The sequence below is a fragment of the Haliscomenobacter sp. genome (assembly GCF_041740695.1).
GTDB lineage: Bacteria > Bacteroidota > Bacteroidia > Chitinophagales > Saprospiraceae > Haliscomenobacter.
In genome coordinates this window covers 19415-37293 of the sequence record NZ_JBGSLK010000108.1, presented here as the reverse complement: position 1 = coordinate 37293, position 17879 = coordinate 19415, and the positions used below count along the sequence as shown (strand labels likewise).

The following is a 17879-nucleotide window of genomic DNA, read 5'->3' as shown; positions in this document are numbered from 1 at the left end:
AAAGCAGGTAACTCAAGACCATCTTTCATCTTTCATCTCTCATCTTTTATCTTTTATCTTTCAAAAGATGGATCTGAATCTAGAACGTGATCTTTGTTTTTTCGATATCGAAGCGACTGGCCTCAATGTAGTGCGCGACCGCATCGTACAAATTGCCATCATCAAGTACCTCAAGGATGGTCGGGAGCCGCAGGAACTTTCCCTGATGATCAATCCAGGCATTCCCATTTCCCTGGAAGCCATGTTGGTACACGGCATTCAGCCCAAGGATGTAGCGAATAAACCTACCTTTCAACAATTGGCGCAAAAAATCTGGGATTTTATAGGCAATGCCGATCTGGCAGGGTACAATTCCACCCGTTTCGACATCCCGATGTTGATGGAAGAATTTGCCCGGGTGGGTATGGAATTCGACATCAGCAAACGCCGTTCGATTGACATCCAGCGCATTTTTTACAAAATGGAGCCCCGTACGCTCAAGGCTGCCCTCAAGTTTTATTGTGAAAAAGACCATGACGAAGCCCACGATGCAATGGCAGATGTGCGTGCTACGATTGATGTGTTTTTTGGCCAATTGGGCAAATACGAAGGCGTGGATTATCGGGATGAAGATGGCAACATCCTAGACGCTCCCGTAAAAAACGATGTACAAATCTTGCACGAATTTACCAATGACAATCGTTTTGTAGATGCCACCCAAAAACTACGTGCGGATGTGAATGGGGACATCGTCTTCAACTTTGGCAAATACATGGGCAAACCCGTAGGCGAAACCTTATACGAAGACCGCCAGTACTACAACTGGATCCTCAACAAGGAGTTCACCTCACAGGTCAAACAAATGGTCAAAAAGTTGGTCCGTGAGTACGAAAAAGGGCTGAAGGGCAAAGACGAAAACGCAACCAAGGAATAAATAGAAATGAAGAAAGTGTTGAAGTTAGTGCAATTGGGGATTCTGTGTGCAATAAGTATTCTTTTGTCCGCCTGCGCAACCCGTGAAGAAGGATGCAACGATGCCTTAGCCAATAATTTTGACCTGGGCGCCGATAAACCCTGCGACGGTTGCTGCGAATATCCCGGGGTGCGCATCCGCCTTACCCACAAGTACGGCGGCGCGGCCATGGCCTACAACCAAGCCATCTTCACCGATGGAGCGGGCAATACCTTCGGATTTGGAGATCTGCGTTTTTATCTTTCCAACATCCAAGTGCTTTCGGTCGGCAACAAAGTCATTGATGTCCAGGAACCCCTGGATGTCTATCTGGAAAAAGCAGCTGGTGACACCGTAAAAACAAGTATTCCCAATAGCTTTGGTCTGGCTCGGGGGCTTGGCCAAGCCGACATGTACATTCAATCTTATCGGGATACGGCCACCATCAACCGCATTCGGTTTACCATTGGGGTGAGCGGTGAAATGAACCAGGCCAATCCCTTGCGGTTGCCCAATGATCACCCGATGCGCAGTAGTGTGAATGACGGCATGTACCTGGGGGCGCAGAATGGCTACGTATTTGCGCGTAGCTTGTATTATGCCCAAGATACGGTAGACATCAAAATCAGTGGCAGCACGAACCTCCGCACTGTTGAATTGTCTTTTACCCCCACCAAACTCCAACGTGGTTACAACCTCAATATTTTGATGGATGTGGACTATGCACTTTGGTTTCAAACTGTAAATGTGAATAGTGATACTCCGGCTCAAATCAGTCAAAAAATCATTGAAAAACTGACCCAATCCTTCACCATTACGCAGGTTTCAACCAGTTTATAACCCAGAAATACCCGCTCAGCTCCCTTTTATGCTGCTTTGACCAGGATTGGACAGCATTTTATTGCATATATTCTGGGTAATTTCACAAGTCTCTTTATCTTTCTCACTCCGGCCATGAATGGCTTGGAAAAAACACTCATACTAGATCATCACAAGCCTTAGGAACGGAAACAAAATAAAGTAAACGAGTTGAGTTGGCTATTTTTTGATTTGGCCAGGCGCGAGGAAGGCGCATAGTGAACTATGCAACTGACGAGTAACGCAGCAAAATCAAAAAAAGTCAGTTAAATGTTTACTTTATTTTGTTTCCGCTCCTTATTACTTAACCAAATGTCATCATGCAATTCATGACCCGATTAACCCTCCTCAGCTTGCTGTTCATGCTCACAGTAAGCCTTAGTTTCGCTCAAGACAAAAAACCAGATGCACCAGCGACTCCTGGAGCTCCCGCACCCAAAGAAACGCCCAAAACCGGGCCAAAACCTTTCCGCGAAGTCATCACCGACAAAGCCATCAGCAGCAAAGGTTTGGTAAACGTGCACAAAGTAGAAGACAAGTGGTTCTTCGAAATCCCGGACAGCATCTTTAAACGGGAAATCATGACCGTAACCCGCTACTCCAAAACGGCAGCGGGTGGTGGGATCTTCGGCGGCGAAGAAGTAAACCGCCAGGTAATCGCCTGGGAACGTGGCCCCGACAACAAGGTGTTTTTGCGGTCCATCACCCAAATCATCGTCAGTCCGGATAGTACCAAGCCGATTTTTAAGGCGGTGAAAAATTCCAGTGCAGATCCAATCGTAGCTTCCTTTGACATCAAATCAATCCGCAAAGACACTTCGGTGCTGATTGATGTAACCGATTTTTTCAAAGGGGACAATCAGATTTTTTCCTTGAGCCCGATTACCAAGCAAAGATTCAAAATTTCTGACTACAAAGCCGATCGCTCCTTTGTTCAGAGCATTCGTACCTATCCCGTCAATACAGAAATTCGGACGGTAAAAACCTTTGGTTCACAATCGCCTACCATTTCCCTGGTGCCAACGCCACAGATTGGAACTTTTCTGCCAGCTGGAGTCGACGCAGGAGTGGTGACCATGGAGTTCAATACCTCGATGATCATTTTGCCCAAAAAGCCGATGCGCGTTCGCCATTTTGATCCCAGGGTCGGTTATTTTTCCACAGGATATGGCACTTTTGAAGAAGAATCCCAAAAGGCCGACGAGGAACAAATTGCCGTACGCTGGAAATTGGAGCCTAAAAATGCTGCCGATGCCCAGCGCCAAAAACGGGGTGAGCTAATCGAACCAGCCAAACCCATCATCTATTACATCGATCCAGCCACTCCGCTCAAATGGCGGAAACACCTCAAACAAGGGGTAGACGATTGGCAAAAAGCCTTTGAAAAAGCGGGTTGGAAAAACGCCATCCGCGGTGAATACTGGCCCGAGCAAGATACAACCATGAGCCTGGAAGACGCTCGCTTCTCAGTAATCCGTTACTTTGCTGCCGAAATCCAAAACGCTTACGGCCCCAACGTCAATGACCCACGTTCTGGCGAAATCCTGGAAAGCCACATCGGTTGGTACCACAACGTGATGCGCCTCTTGCGCAACTGGTACCTGATTCAAACCGCCGCCAGCGATCCAAAGGCACGCAAAAAGGATTTTGACGACGAATTGATGGGGCAGCTGATCCGTTTTGTGTCTTCTCACGAAGTGGGACACACCCTGGGTTTGCGCCACAACATGGGTGCGAGTTCAGCTACACCAGTTGAAAAACTGCGCGACAAAGCCTGGGTCGCCCAAAACGGCCACACCTCTTCCATCATGGACTACGCCCGTTTCAACTACGTAGCCCAACCCGAAGATGGTGTAACCGACTTTTTTCCCCGCATTGGCGACTACGACATCTGGGCCATCGAATGGGGGTACAAATACTTCCCTGACGCCAAAAGTGACGAAGAGGAGAAAAAATTGCTCCACGACCTGACCAAAGAAAAGGTGAAAAATCAACGCCTGGCCTTTGGTACCGAAGTGAGCCCCAACGACCCGCGTTACCAAACCGAAGATTTGAGCGACAATTCCATGAAAGCTTCGGAATATGGGGTCAAAAACCTCAAACGCATCCTGCCTAACCTGCCCGAATGGAGCAAGGAAAATGGTGAAAGTTATTCCGAATTGGAAGAACTGTACAACAACGTAGTAGGCCAATTCAACCGCTACCTGGGCCACGTCACCAAAAACGTAGGGGGCATTTATGATACGCCCAAAACCTACGACATGGCTGGAGCAGTATTTGAAGCGGTACCCAAAGATCGCCAAAAAGAAGCCATGGCCTTTTTGAGCAGTCATTTGTTTGAAACACCGACCTGGCTCATGGACGGCAACATTTTGAACAAAATCCGTCCGGACGCCGGTGTAGATGCCATCAAAACCTTGCAGGAAAATACCTTGAACAACTTGTTGGCTGGTAGTCGCATTGCCCGTTTGTTGGAAACAGGCAAAGATGGCAATTACACCCTGGATGAAATGATGACCGACTTGCGCAGCAGCATTTGGTCAGAATTAAAAAGCCAAAAAGCCATCGACATTTACCGCCGCAACCTGCAAAAGGTTTTTGTGGAAAAAGCCATTACTTACCTGGCGCCCAAAGATCCCGCCATCATCCAGTATGTACCTGCTGGAGGCGCTTATGGATCGAGCACCCGTCGGGTAGATTTAAAAACCACCGACTTGCCTTCCATCACTCGTGGGCAATTGGAGTCTTTGTTGTCAGAAATCAAGGCGGCCATTGGTGCAGCACCAGATAAACTGACACGTTACCATTTGGAAGACGTGGCGAATCGATTGGATTCGGCACTGCATCCGAAGTAATTGTATTTCAGCACAATTCAAAGGGCACAAAGCGACGTCTACGTCTAACTTTGTGCCCTTTGTGCTACCTTCGGGGCGAAAAAAAAATAAGTGTTCATTTTGCCAAAGGATTAGATAAGTAAACGTTTCATTTCAAGTGTCTTAACTAATCCTCTGGCTTAAAAAAAATGAACACTTATTTTTGCCCCACTACTTTGTGTTCTTTGTGAAAAATAATGTCGCTTTGGCATATTCAATACTTGAAACAAACATCCCCGTGACACCAACAACCCATCGCTGGAACACCTACGAAATTCTTTGGTTCCTCTTCTTCACCGCGCTCGCCATCACCCTGTGCATCCTTTGGAAAAATTCCCTCTTTGACTTCAGCGTCTTTTTATCCGGTGTATTTTGTGTGCTCCTCGCGGCCAAAGGCAATGTCTGGACTTACAGCTTTGGCATGTACAACTCCCTGGCTTACGCGTACCTCGCTTACCACAATCAATTGTATGGCGAAGTCTACCTCAATCTTTTCTTTTTTGTCCCTACCAATATCCTGGGTTACCTGCTTTGGAAACCCAAACTGGATGGTGCTTACGTACAAATGCGAGCCTTGGCCATGAAGTGGATCCTCCTGACCTTGCTCATTTGTCTGCTGAGCATTGTGGGTATGGGTTATGCTTTGGCTTTGAACTCCAATCAAAACACGCCGTATATTGATGCGACCACCAATGTATTGTCCATAGTAGCCACCATCCTGATGATGTACCGCTACCGCGAGCAGTGGCTTTTGTACGTTTTGCTCAATGTATTTACCGTTTTGATGTGGAGCATCCGTACGGCCAATGGTAGTGCCGAAGGGCCTTTGATGATCGTGATGTGGTCGGCGTATTTGATCAATGCGGGATATGGGTATTGGAATTGGAGTCGTGGATTAAAATTAGTTTAATAGTTGAGGAGGTTGAGGCTACCGCAGCGGCTTTGACGTGACCACCTTCAAGTCGCTGCGGTAGCCTCAACTTTCTCAACTTACTCAACTATATGAAAAAAACCGGCCTTACACTCGGCAAATACGCCCCATTCCATCGTGGCCACCAATACGTCATCGAAACGGCCCTGGCCGAAGTTGACGAAATGATGGTATTGATTTACGATACCAATGTCACCCCCATTCCGCTGAGTGTACGAGCCAACTGGATCCGCACGCTGTATCCACAAGTAACAGTCATTGAAGCCTGGGATGGCCCCGAAGGTTATTCCAGCGAGCGAGCATTCGAAATCTTGCAAGAGGAATACATCATCGAGATGCTCAACGGTCGGCGCATCACCCATTTTTACAGCAGTGAGTTTTATGGGGACCACGTCAGCAAGGCATTGGGAGCAGTGGATCGGCGCCTGGATGAATCCCGTCAAATCGTACCCATCTCCGCCACCATGATTCGGGAAAACCCACTGCAATACCGGGAATTTATTGACGATATTGTTTACAAAGACTTGATTACCAAAGTCGTTTTTGTAGGTGCCATGTCCACTGGAAAATCGACGCTTACCGAGGCATTGGCCCAAAAATACCAAACCACTTTTGTGCCAGAATACGGTCGCGAATATTGGACCCAACACCAGGTCGACCGGCGCATCAGCTTTGAAGCTTTTGATGAGATTGCTATTGGCCATTGGGTAAGGGAGGAAATTGCTTTATTGCAGGCCAATCGGTACTTGTTTGTGGATACCAATGCCATTACTACCTATATGTATACAAAGGACTATCACGGCAAAGCGCCGCAACTATTGACTCAAATGGCTATGGAGAATGCCCAACGCTATGACCTCTTTTTCCTTTGTGATGTGGACATCCCTTACGACGACACCTGGGACCGCAGTGGAGACCAAAAACGCCAGGTTTTCCAAAAACAAATCATCGCGGATTTACACGAGCGGCGGATTCCCTACATTACGCTGAGAGGTACCTTGTCCGAACGAATGGATCAGGTAGCCGTAGTATTGGCAGATTTTGTGAAATTTGACAATCACTTTGGGAAACGGAGTTAGACTTTACATACGCAAAGTCTATAATAATTCCGGTTTATGCAAAAAAGCATCCATCCAGGTTTCTGGAATTTCGTCGATGCTGTTTTTGAGCTTGCTGGCCCACATTTGGCCAATTTGTGCGGTATCTTTTTCTTCCAGGCGATGTTGTTCCAATTTGTAAGAGTCGCGCGGATAAAGCGCCACATCGATCGGATACCCCACATCATTGGCACTGACGCGGGTGGAGTCGAAGGATAAAAAACCAGTTTTGAAGGCAAAGCGCAAACTGGATTCATAGGTCAAGGCTCGATTGAGGATGGGTTTGCCATAACCAGAGTTGCCGATAATTGTAAAGGGAGAGCCCTCCCCTACTTCGATCCAGTTGCCTTCCGGGTAAAGCAGGTAAAGTTTGTGCTCTTTATCGTTTTCTAATTGGCCACCTACGATGGCGTATAGATTGAAAAACAGGCCCGATTCCGCCAGGGACTTTTTATCCTCCTGCGCTACCCGCCGCAATTGATCGCCAAACATGTTGACGGCCTTGTACATTTTATCAAACTTAAATGACTCATCTTCAAATAGTTCTTCGAAGTAGGTCACAGCCTTGTCCCGAATGGAGCGCAAGCCCGAAGTCATCAAAAAAAGGCTGTTTTGCCCGCTCTCATGGACTGATATTTTTTTGGCGGTTGCAGTTTCAGTACCTGAAGTGATCCGTGTATCGGCAATGGCTACCAGGCCAGTGCGTACTTTAATGCCAAGACAATAGGTCATTTTTCGTTTTGTTGTGTCCTGTAATCCTGTGGGGAAAGTCCCAGATTGCAGAGTTTTGCTTTTTTTATACACCCACGATTAAAATCATGGTTTGTCCCACGAATAAATTCGTGGGTTATTGTTGCTGTTGTTGTTGCTGCAAAAACCAGTTGTAATCTTTGCTATTGCGCACCGACACTTCGTAGGAAGTTTTGTGACCTCCATCGGTAACCAATACCCCTTTGATGGGTTGGCAATCGAGGTAATCTCGTCCATGCGCAATTTTGATGAAGTGGTCGTTTTCTTGCAGGTTATTGGTGGGATCAAAACCACGCCAACCTAGTTTGGGAATAAACACCTCCACCCAGGCGTGTAATTGGGAATCACGATTGTCGCTCAAACTGAGGTAACCAGACACGTACCGAGTTGGGATGTTTTGTTGCCGCAAAATCCCAATCATGATGTGCGCATAATCCTGACACACTCCGCTGCCTCCTTGCAAAGCTACTTTTGCACTAGTGCCTGTATTGGTAGTTCCCTGCGCATATTTCAGCATGCCGTGAACCGCCGAATTGAGGCGAAACAAATACATGCCTACCGTTTCTTCTTTCTGGCGCAACAAATCTAGGTAAAAATCACCGGGTTTAAGACTACTCAAGGCAGTACTTTGTAAAAAAGACTGGTGATCCATCTGGAAATCAATGTCTTCCAGGATTGAGTTTTGTTCCTCCAGGCTCAAATCAGTAATCACATCCAAGGGTGGCGGATTTTTGGCTACCTGCGCCAGCAAACTCACCGAGAAAAAATCAAAGGTATCGGCATTGGAATGAAAATGATAAGTGATAAACCCATACTTGTTGCGCGCCACAAAGGGTTCACGAGGCATGGAATGCAACAAGCGGTGATGTTTGACCATTTGTGAATCATTTTCACAAGGAATAATCAAAAACTCGTAAGCGCCTTGCTTAACGGATTTTTCATATTCGGTCACAGTGCGATACTCAATTACGTAATCGGTCATAAGTCGGGAATAAGCTTACACATGAAAATAATCCTTCTCCAATGTATCGTGTATTTCATAAACACAATTCAGGGTTTCGGTCACAAAAGCCCCTACTTCATTTTCAATCTCGGAAAACAACAAGTATTGGTACTTCGCACAAAGGCGACCTACCTTGAATCCTACACTTTCCGGTGCCTTTTCATTCAATCCCAGTTTGCGAAGGAAAAACTGTATTTGACGCAGATTGAAAGCCAAGGAGCGCGGAAAATCACCATTTAAAATCAAAAATTCCAGCGATTTTTGCCGATCGGGTGCTGCTTTGTAATGGTGCCGATTCATGTCAAAACTTTCCAATAACTTCAACAATACGGTGTACTGATAGTTCTCTACGGGCATGTCTTCCTTGCCATTGGTCAGGGAATAGATATCGTACAACTTACAGCTGATGATCCGGGCGATCTGGGCCGTACGCTCCAGGTGTACCCCCAGGCGGATCAGCGCCCAAACATCATTGTGGGTCAAGGTACTGTCTACGTAGCCCCGAATGACCGAACAATTTTCGCCAGCGGCCAGGGTGAAATCGTACAAACCCCGGGTTTTAAAATAGGCCACGGGATAGTTATTGACGTAATGGTAGTACTTGTTGATAACTTCCCAAAGCTCGGTGGAAATGACATTGCGCATGCCGCGCGCATTCTCTCGGGCAAAAGTAATCGTCGAAAGGATGGACATTGGGTTGTTGCGGTCTAACGCTACATTGAACAATATTTCGGCCTCATCCAGTTCACTGCCTTCTTCCCAGGGAACCCCGGCCATGTTCACGATGGAGTTGAGTACAAAATGGCGATTTTGACTCATGGGGGCATCCTGAGTGGTAAAGTATTGGACGCGGAGGTAACGGGCCAGGTGCTCGGTTCTTTCGAGGTAGCGGCCCATCCAGTATAAGGTGTTGGCGATTCTTGCTAACATGGTTTCTTTTTCCCCCACGGCTGAAGCCGTGGGTTAGTTTTGTATGTCGCTCCCACGGCTAAAGCCATGGGTTGCGGATGCTATAATTTTGAACAATATAGGTTCCGTGTCGCTTACGAGCCCTGGAACCTCGGAACTCAGGAACTTTGGAACCTTTAAACGGTGACCCAAGTATCCTTCGACCCTCCCCCTTGAGAAGAGTTGACGATCAAGCTGCCCTCTTTTAAGGCTACTCGAGAAAGTCCTCCCGGTAGCACATACGGACGTTCTTTGCCCATCAGGGTAAAGGTGCGCAAGTCGATGTGCCGTGGTTCAAATTCTCCTTTTTTCTCAATGTATGTGGAATGCACCGAGAGCGACATCCGTGGCTGGGCAATGTAATTGCGCGGATCAGTCTGAATAGTTTGCTTCACTTCTTCCAGTTCAGCCTTACTCAGGCGATCACAAATCATCACCCCGTAACCCCCCGACATGTCCACCGGTTTGATCACCAAGTCCTGAATGTGTTCCAGCACGTATTTTAAATCTTCCTCCCGCTCACACAGATAAGTTGGCACATTGGGGATGATGGGTTCTTCATCCAAGTAATACTTAATCATGTCGGGTACGTACGAGCAAACTGCTTTGTCGTCGGCCACTCCAGTACCTGGCGCATTCACGATGGTAATATTGCCGGCCCGGTAAGCCCCCATGATGCCTGCCACGCCCAACATGGATTCGGGACGAAAAACCAGCGGATCGAGGAAAGCATCGTCGATGCGGCGGTAAATCACATCCACCCTTTTTGGTCCGTGGATGGTACGCATGTAGACATAATTGTTTTCTACAAACAGATCGCGTCCTTCCACCAATTCAATGCCCATGGTTTGGGCCAAAAACGAATGCTCGTAATAGGCAGAATTGTAGGTACCTGGCGTCAGTAGTGCACAAGTAGGCCGTTCTTCCGTATTGGGGGCGACCGATTGTAAAGTCGCCAGCAATTCAGCCGGGTACTCGTTCACTGAGCATACACTGGACCAGCGGAAGGCATTGGACAGTGTGCGTTTCATGGCATCCCGGTTGGAAAGTACATAACTCACTCCCGAGGGACTGCGCAGGTTGTCTTCCAAAACATAATAACGGCCATCGCTGTGCCGAATCAGATCGGTTCCACTGATGTGACAATAAATGTCATTTTTGGGCTTGATGCTTTTCATCTCTTCGCTATAATGTGGCGAAGAAAAAATAAGTGCCGAAGGAACAACTTTGTCCTTCAGGATTTTGCGCTCACCGTAAACATCCTTAATAAATAGGTTTAGGGCAAGATTTCGTTGAATGAGCCCCTTCTCCAGCATATCCCAATCCGCAGCTGGAATGACACGTGGAAACAGATCAAAGGGAAAAATTTGCTCAGCTCCCTTGTGCCCATCCGAATACACCGCATAAGTAATGCCTTGGTTGAGAAAGGATAGTTTGGCGTACTCGTTCAAACGCTCAAAATCAGCACTGGTCAATCGGCTAAATTGTCGGTGAATGTCCTCATAATGGGGGTACACCTGTCCGTCTTGGCGAAACACTTCGTCAAAGAAGGCCGCGTTGAGTGGATAGTGTTGAAATAAGTTACTCGTTGTGGTCATGCAGCATACGATTTTGACAAGCGCTGGTGTAAATAAAAAATCGTTTCGACCAAAAATAGCTTATTTTTACAAAAAATCAATAAATTGCCAAAATAATTGCAGAGATCGCAAAATGAGGGCGCAAAAATTTGACTTTTGTCAACATCGTGCTTTTCAGGTCTTTCCGTATTTTGTACGCTAAAATCTTTTTTTCCAAATATCCGGGAAAAATTTGAGCAAATGACGCAGCATTATTTTTAAATCCGGCATTTTCAAGTTTGTCCGCAAGTGTTTGAATTTAATTGCTCGATTTTACCATAGCCCGAAAATTTTTTACCATGGCCATTAAAGTAGCGATTCGCCACAGCACCCATTACGAGTACGACCGATTGGTTAAACTTTGGCCCCAAACCATCCGCCTACGTCCCGCGGTACATTCCCGCACCGAAATTGCTGCATATTCGATGAAAATCAGCCCGGAGCCGCATTTCGTCAATTGGCAGCAAGATCCCTTCGGCAATTTTATGGCCCGGGTGGTTTTCCCGGATCGGGTTAAGGCGTTCAAAATCGATGTAGAGGTGATCGCTGAATTGCGCGCCATCAACCCATTCGACTTCTTTTTGGAAGAATACGCCGAGAAATTTCCCTTTCAATACGACACCCAGCTGCTCAAAGAACTGGCCCCTTACCTAGAAGTGACGGAAAGTGGCCCTCTTTTGATGCAGTTCATCGAGGAATGCAAGCCCTACCTCAACGACATCACCGTCAATTTTCTGGTGAACGTCAATCGACACCTGAACAAACTGGTTAATTATACCATCCGGCTGGAAACCGGCGTGCAGAGTTGTGAAGACACCCTAAGTCAAGCCCTCGGCTCCTGCCGCGATTCGGGTTGGGTGCTGGTGCAGGCGTTCCGGCATTTTGGTTTGGCTGCCCGCTTTGTATCCGGCTATCTGGTGCAACTCAAAGCCGATCAAAAAGCCCTCGACGGCCCCTCTGGGCCCGAAGCAGACTTTACCGACCTCCACGCCTGGGCAGAAGTATTCATCCCCGGTGCAGGTTGGGTTGGTCTGGATGCCACCTCGGGCTTGATGGCTGAGGCGGGACATATACCCCTGGCTTGTACGCCTGACCCTGGCAGCGCTGCACCCATCACAGGAGGGTTGGAGCCATGTCAAACCATTTTTCACTACAGCAACACCGTGGAGCGCATCCACGAAGATCCACGGGTCACCAAACCCTACAGCGACGCGGAATGGGCTCAGGTTATTGCCCTTGGATACGCAGTAGATCAGGAGTTGTTGAAAGATGATGTACGCCTGAGCATGGGTGGCGAGCCGACCTTTGTCTCTGTCGACGACATGGAGTCAGAACAATGGAATGGCGCTGCCGATGGGGAGCTCAAACGCAAACTCGGCAACGACCTGGCCCACAAACTCAAAGACATTTTTGGCAAAGGGGGCTTCATCCATTACGGCATGGGCAAATGGTACCCGGGTGAACCAATCCCCCGCTGGGCATACACCTTGTTCTGGCGCAAAGACGGCCAAAACATGTGGCGCAACCCCCAATGGCTTGCTGACATCACTGGCGAGTACAAATTTGACCATACCCACGCTGAAGCTTTCATCAGCGAAATGGCCAAATACCTGGGCGTAAATCCGGCCAATCGCTGCCCAGCTTACGAAGACCTGGTTTATTTCCTCTGGGAAGAAGGCAATCTGCCCGACAATGTCGACCCGCTGAAAATCAACATGCGGGACACCATCGAGCGGCGTACCTTGATGGAACTGCTCGACCGCGGGCCAAACAACCCCAGCGGCTTTGCGCTACCACTGGCCTGGAACCGCGATACCGAACACTGGTGGAGTTGCGCCTGGAAATTCAGCCGCAAACACCTGTTTTTATTGCCGGGTAATTCCCCGATGGGTTTACGAATTCCCCTCGATCGTTTGCCAGAGTTAACGCCAGAACAGGTGGAAGAACCCATCGAACGCAGCCCTTTTGAAGAGGTAGGCACCCTTTTGCATTACCACGATAAAGTAGCGGAGCGTTACCATCTCCCCGCCGATGAGCGGATACCCGAGCGCATGAGCAACCCCAAGGCCTACAAAGCAGAGGAGATAGACGAAGAAGAGGCCAAACTCAAAGACCCACTTTACCTCATCAAAAAGAAAAAGGAACTGGCCGAAAAAGACGATTACCGTCCCGAAAAATTGATGATCACCATCAAAACGGCACTGTGTGTGGAGGCTCGGGAAGGGAAAATTTTTGTCTTCATGCCCCCCTGCGAACTCATCGAGCACTACCTGGAGCTGCTAGCTGCGGTGGAGGCAGCGGCGATACGTTTGCAAATTCCCATCATCATTGAGGGTTATGAGCCGCCGCGCGACAATCGAATCGAAAAACTAGCCGTGACGCCTGACCCCGGCGTAGTAGAAATCAACATCCAGCCCGCCAAGTCCTGGAGCGAGGTGCTGTTCAATTACGAGCAATTGTTTGAAGCCGCCCGACAAAGTCGTTTGGGGGCTGAGAAATTTATGCTGGACGGCAAACATACGGGCACTGGCGGTGGCAACCACATTACCCTTGGTGGACTTTCACCTGCTGATAGCCCCATTCTGCGGCGTCCCGATTTGCTGCGCAGTTTGATTTGTTTTTGGCAAAACCATCCGGGTTTGAGCTACTTGTTTTCCACTGCTTTTATTGGGGCCACTAGCCAGGCGCCTCGAGTGGATGAGGGTCGGGCCGAAATGTTGTACGAACTGGAAATCGCGTTCAGTCAAATTCCTGAGCCGGGTGAAGACAATTTACCCTTTTGGTTGACCGACCGCATTTTCCGCAACCTCTTGGTCGACATCACGGGCAATACCCACCGCGCCGAATTCTGCATCGATAAATTGTATCGGCCAGATTCTTCATCCGGGCGACTGGGCCTTTTGGAGCTCCGCGCCTTTGATATGCCACCGAGCAAAGAAATGTGTCTGGTGCAACTCTTGCTCATCCGGACTTTGATAGCCTGGTTTTGGAAAAAACCCTATCGCCAAAGACTGGTGCGTTGGGGTACCGAGCTCCACGACAAATACCTGCTACACCATTACGTGCGCGAGGACTTGCGCGATGTATGTACCCAAATGCAGGCAGCGGGTTTCCCCTTTAAAATGGAATGGTTGGAGCCTTTCTTCGAATTCCGCTTCCCCTTCCTGGGCCGTGTAAAAGTGGGTGATGTACAAATGGTGCTCCGCAGCGGCATCGAGCCCTGGAATGTATTGGGTGAAGAAATGAGCAACTCGGGTACCGCCCGCTTTGTGGATTCTTCGGTCGAACGCATGGAAGTAAAGGTTACGGGCATCAATGCTGAACGGTATTGGTTGTTGTGCAATGGGGTACGCTTGCCCTTACGCAGTACAGGCGTCAATGGAGAATACGTGTCGGGGATTCGTTACAAAGCCTGGGCACCGCCTAGCGCTTTGCACCCCACCGTGGCGGTGGACGTCCCTCTGGTCATCGACGTTTACGATACCTGGAACAAACGCTCCATCGGAGGTTGCACCTACCATGTAGCGCACCCGGGTGGCCGCGCTTATGAGACTTATCCCGTGAATAGCTTCGAAGCGGAAGGCCGTAGGATCAGCCGTTTCTGGGATTATGGGCACACGCAGACCACTTTGACGGTAGCGCCGACAAGTGAAGAAACCGATGTGGTACGTGAGACCAGGGTGTTTGGAGAGCGGGAGGTTGAGATGCCCCTGGAGGTGCCGATGGCAGCGGAGAGTGGATGGTGTTTGGATTTGCGCCGGAAACGGTAGGGGCAGCCCTTGGTGGCTGCCTGAGACTTTGGCATTTAAATATCAAATAATAAGCACAGCAAACATATCCGAAATCTGAAACCCAACCCGAAAGTTTGAGATTTTTAGTGAGCAAAGCTATATATCGCTGTGCTATCCCCCCGAAGATTTTGAACCTTCGGGGAAAAGTAGTAAATTTTCGCATAACTCATTAATTATCAGATCATTTCTGATTTTTTATAACCATTCCCGAATTGCTAATTCTGTCCCGCAAAGAAAAATATTAAAACAATAACAATGCTTATATAATTTTATGTAAATTGTAGCGTTTACCGTGGTAAGTGAAGTGCATTGTTTATTTTTCAGATAAAAGAGGGAACATCAAAAAACATAAGATTAAGTAACAGGTAGTCAATCTGTTGCGGGAGAAACCATGTCAATAAAATACTCAGGCAATATTGAAGTACGAGCTGACTCCCAAAATGACATGGGTACGAAAAAATATCAATTCCCAAGTTTATGTTAAAGTTAAAAATTTTCGCCACCTGCTTTTCTCTATTATGGATTCTATCCTGCTCAGAGTCAAAATTATTACCCCCTGATAATTCTATTGACTTTAGCACAGCCTTAGAAACCTACAATAACTCCAAGAATCCGACACAACACAAAGGAATTATTGTAGATGGAAGCATAAAAATACACAAATACACTGAAGGTAAGGAGACGAAGCTAGTGTTTCTCGTAACAGGTGCTAACGAATACCGTAAATACCAGTTTCAATATGATAATGCACAAGTTGAAGCAAATATACCCAGTCTTATACGAAATGGAAGATCGATATATTTAGGTGACAACTTGATAATATTTGACAATGAAGAACAAAAACATTACTCTTTTATAGTTGAGGGTTTCAAGAATAGAGTACCACAACTATCTCCGAAATTAGGAATTGGGCTGATTTCTATCATTTTTGACAATCAGAAAGCACTTGAAAAAGCAGCCGGAACTTGTTCCTGTGAATGCAAAGAATGCTGGCCGGACTGTAATAGCAACTGTGGTACTTCCACTGCTTCTTGTAGTTGTGGAGGAAATAGTCAATCCGTAACCTGCCGTAATTGTTATAATGCAACTTGCACTCAGTGCTCTCAAGAATAAACTAATTCTTTACAGAAAGCGGGTATGGCATCATCCCCCCTATTCTTAGTACTACCTATTCGAATAATGGGTTGGCTTGATAAAGTGTTGAAAATCTGTGTTAAATTTTCAACTAGGCTTGATGATAGCTCAAAAACATAGCTAAAGCCTATATTTATCTTAACCCATTATTCGCATTACTTCCTACTTTTAATCACCTTATTATTGATATTCACTTGTTCCCAAAAAGCTGAGGATTTACAAATTCTCCGATTGCCGAAAATCACAACCCTTCCTCATCCCGATTCTTTGCAGCTAGAAGCATTTATGAAAAAAGTTAAATCCGCTGTTTCTCCCACAACAGGTATGTGATCCAGCTATCTCCTCCACACTTTTTAATCATTTCCAAACAAACCAAAAATCATTGCTATTCCTGCCAAATCGGAACAACTTCGCAGCACTAAACAAAAACCGATGCGTGCCACCCTGAACAAACTTGCCATAGAGCTGGAAAAAATAGATGATTTTATGCTGCGGTCCGAAAAAGACTTTGGCGGCCTGCTCGATCAGGTACACCCCACCCAACGGGCAAATGCCGTCAACTTGATGCATTACCTGGCCCTACGTAGCCTGGATATCCGCGAGTTGCAAGACGCCTTGCACGAAGTGGGATTGTCTTCCATCACCAGTTCGGAAAGCCACGTGAGGGGCCAATTATTGGCCATCATGCAACACCTTGGGGCAAAAAAAACCAGCGAAAACATTTTCACCTACAGCACCGGTAAAAAATCCCTGGCCAAAAAATCTACCGCCCTTTTTGGGCAAAAACAAATTGACTCGGTGCCCTACATCATGCTCACCTTCGACAGCAAGATGGCTGACGATTATGAAAAAGTAAAAAACATGCTTCAATCCGGCATGAACGTCGCCCGCATCAATTGTGCCCATGATGATGAAGCCACCTGGTTTCGGATGATTGAACACGTAAAAAGGGCAGAAAAAATCACGGGTTTGAGTTGTAAAATCTACATGGATTTGGCTGGACCTAAAATTCGCACCGTTCTACATAAGAAAAAGAAGCTTGAGGTAGCCGTAGGCCAGACCGTTTTCCTAGTAGACGAGGCCCTGCTGGGGCAGGAAAAACATGCCATCGGATGTAGCTTATCCGGGGTCAGCGAACAATTGAATCCAGGTGAGATCGTGTTGTTTGACGATGGGCTGATTGAGGCCCGGGTGGAAAAAACCGAGGTAGGCAAAACCAAACTGCAGATCCTGCGCATCTCCAGCAAAAAGCCTTTCATCAAAGCGGAAAAAGGCATCAATTTTCCTGATTCGATCTTGTCTACACCCGCATTGACGGAGTATGACCTCGCCTGTTTACCATTCATCCAACAACACGCCGATATCGTAGGTTATTCCTTCGTGCGCAATACGCAGGACATGGCTCAATTGCAACAAGCTTTGGGTACTGAGCACAAGCTGGGATTGGTCATCAAGATTGAGACACCTGAAGCAGTCAAGAATTTGCCGGATTTGTTATTCAGTGGCTTAAAGGAAAAAAACGTAGGCGTCATGATCGCCCGTGGTGACCTGGCCGTAGAAATTGGGTTTGAACGCATGAGTGAAATCCAGGAAGAAATACTCTGGATTTGTGAAGCAGCACACGTGCCCGTCATTTGGGCTACCCAGGTACTGGACACGCTCAACAAATCGGGCATAGCTACACGTTCGGAAGTTACCGATGCCGCCCACGCCGCCTTGGCCGAATGTGTCATGATCAACAAAGGCAACCACATCATCCGCACCATGGAGGCCCTGCGCAATATTTTGATCCGCAGTGGCGGCCATCACGTCAAAAAACGCTACACGTTTCGACCACTTTCTATTGCTACCCGCTTTATGACCCGCTAGGATTTTATTGTAAACCGACCCTCTCTTTCCAGCAAGTTCACCTCAATTGTCAAACTACCGACGAAATTTTAGTTAAAA

12 protein-coding genes are annotated in these 17879 nt (G+C 47.4%); 8 read left to right on the top strand and 4 right to left on the bottom strand.

Annotated elements, in window-relative coordinates; all coding sequences use genetic code 11:
• Positions 1–67 precede the first annotated feature (67 nt).
• The 5 genes from ACEW9O_RS21330 (at position 68) to ACEW9O_RS21310 (ending at position 6672) form a co-directional block, all read left to right on the top strand.
• Positions 68–913, top strand: a complete 846-nt coding sequence (locus ACEW9O_RS21330) for an exonuclease domain-containing protein (RefSeq protein ID WP_373552230.1) — start codon at positions 68–70, stop codon at positions 911–913.
• A 6-nt stretch (positions 914–919) separates the two neighbouring features.
• Positions 920–1771 carry an MbnP family protein gene (locus ACEW9O_RS21325; protein WP_373552229.1) on the top strand — a complete coding sequence of 284 codons (852 nt, stop codon included), beginning with the start codon at positions 920–922 and terminating at the stop codon, positions 1769–1771.
• Between the two features lie 338 nt (positions 1772–2109).
• The gene (locus tag ACEW9O_RS21320) at positions 2110–4644 is read left to right on the top strand and encodes a zinc-dependent metalloprotease (protein ID WP_373552228.1); all 2535 of its coding nucleotides are present in this window, start codon (positions 2110–2112) and stop codon (positions 4642–4644) included.
• A gap of 256 nt (positions 4645–4900) precedes the next feature.
• Positions 4901–5572 carry a nicotinamide riboside transporter PnuC gene (gene pnuC / locus ACEW9O_RS21315; RefSeq protein WP_373552227.1) on the top strand — a complete coding sequence of 224 codons (672 nt, stop codon included), beginning with the start codon at positions 4901–4903 and terminating at the stop codon, positions 5570–5572.
• Between the two features lie 92 nt (positions 5573–5664).
• Positions 5665–6672 carry an AAA family ATPase gene (locus tag ACEW9O_RS21310; RefSeq protein WP_373552226.1) on the top strand — a complete coding sequence of 336 codons (1008 nt, stop codon included), beginning with the start codon at positions 5665–5667 and terminating at the stop codon, positions 6670–6672.
• A gap of 18 nt (positions 6673–6690) precedes the next feature.
• Here the strand turns inward: ACEW9O_RS21310 and ACEW9O_RS21305 are convergent, their stop codons facing one another.
• The 4 genes from ACEW9O_RS21305 to ACEW9O_RS21290 form a co-directional block, all read right to left on the bottom strand.
• Positions 6691–7422: a peptidase gene (locus tag ACEW9O_RS21305; protein ID WP_373552225.1), complete on the bottom strand. Its 732-nt coding sequence runs from the start codon at positions 7420–7422 to the stop codon at positions 6691–6693.
• 115 nt (positions 7423–7537) lie between these two features.
• On the bottom strand, positions 7538–8422 hold the full coding sequence (locus tag ACEW9O_RS21300; protein WP_373552224.1) for a transglutaminase family protein: 885 nt from the start codon (positions 8420–8422) through the stop codon (positions 7538–7540).
• Between the two features lie 15 nt (positions 8423–8437).
• Positions 8438–9373 (bottom strand): alpha-E domain-containing protein, encoded by a 936-nt coding sequence (locus ACEW9O_RS21295; protein ID WP_373552223.1) that lies wholly within the window; start codon positions 9371–9373, stop codon positions 8438–8440.
• A gap of 155 nt (positions 9374–9528) precedes the next feature.
• Complete coding sequence (locus ACEW9O_RS21290) at positions 9529–10989, bottom strand: circularly permuted type 2 ATP-grasp protein (protein WP_373552222.1); 1461 nt, start codon at positions 10987–10989, stop codon at positions 9529–9531.
• 317 nt (positions 10990–11306) lie between these two features.
• Here ACEW9O_RS21290 and ACEW9O_RS21285 point away from each other — a divergent pair, with 317 nt between their 5' ends.
• The 3 genes from ACEW9O_RS21285 to ACEW9O_RS21275 all read left to right on the top strand — a co-directional run bounded on the left by ACEW9O_RS21285 (position 11307) and on the right by ACEW9O_RS21275 (position 17801).
• Positions 11307–14777 carry a DUF2126 domain-containing protein gene (locus tag ACEW9O_RS21285; protein WP_373552221.1) on the top strand — a complete coding sequence of 1157 codons (3471 nt, stop codon included), beginning with the start codon at positions 11307–11309 and terminating at the stop codon, positions 14775–14777.
• Positions 14778–15275: 498 nt separating this feature from the next.
• Positions 15276–15911 (top strand): hypothetical protein, encoded by a 636-nt coding sequence (locus ACEW9O_RS21280; RefSeq protein WP_373552220.1) that lies wholly within the window; start codon positions 15276–15278, stop codon positions 15909–15911.
• Positions 15912–16364: 453 nt separating this feature from the next.
• The gene (locus tag ACEW9O_RS21275) at positions 16365–17801 is read left to right on the top strand and encodes a pyruvate kinase (protein ID WP_373552219.1); all 1437 of its coding nucleotides are present in this window, start codon (positions 16365–16367) and stop codon (positions 17799–17801) included.
• The last annotated feature ends 78 nt before the right edge of the window (positions 17802–17879 follow it).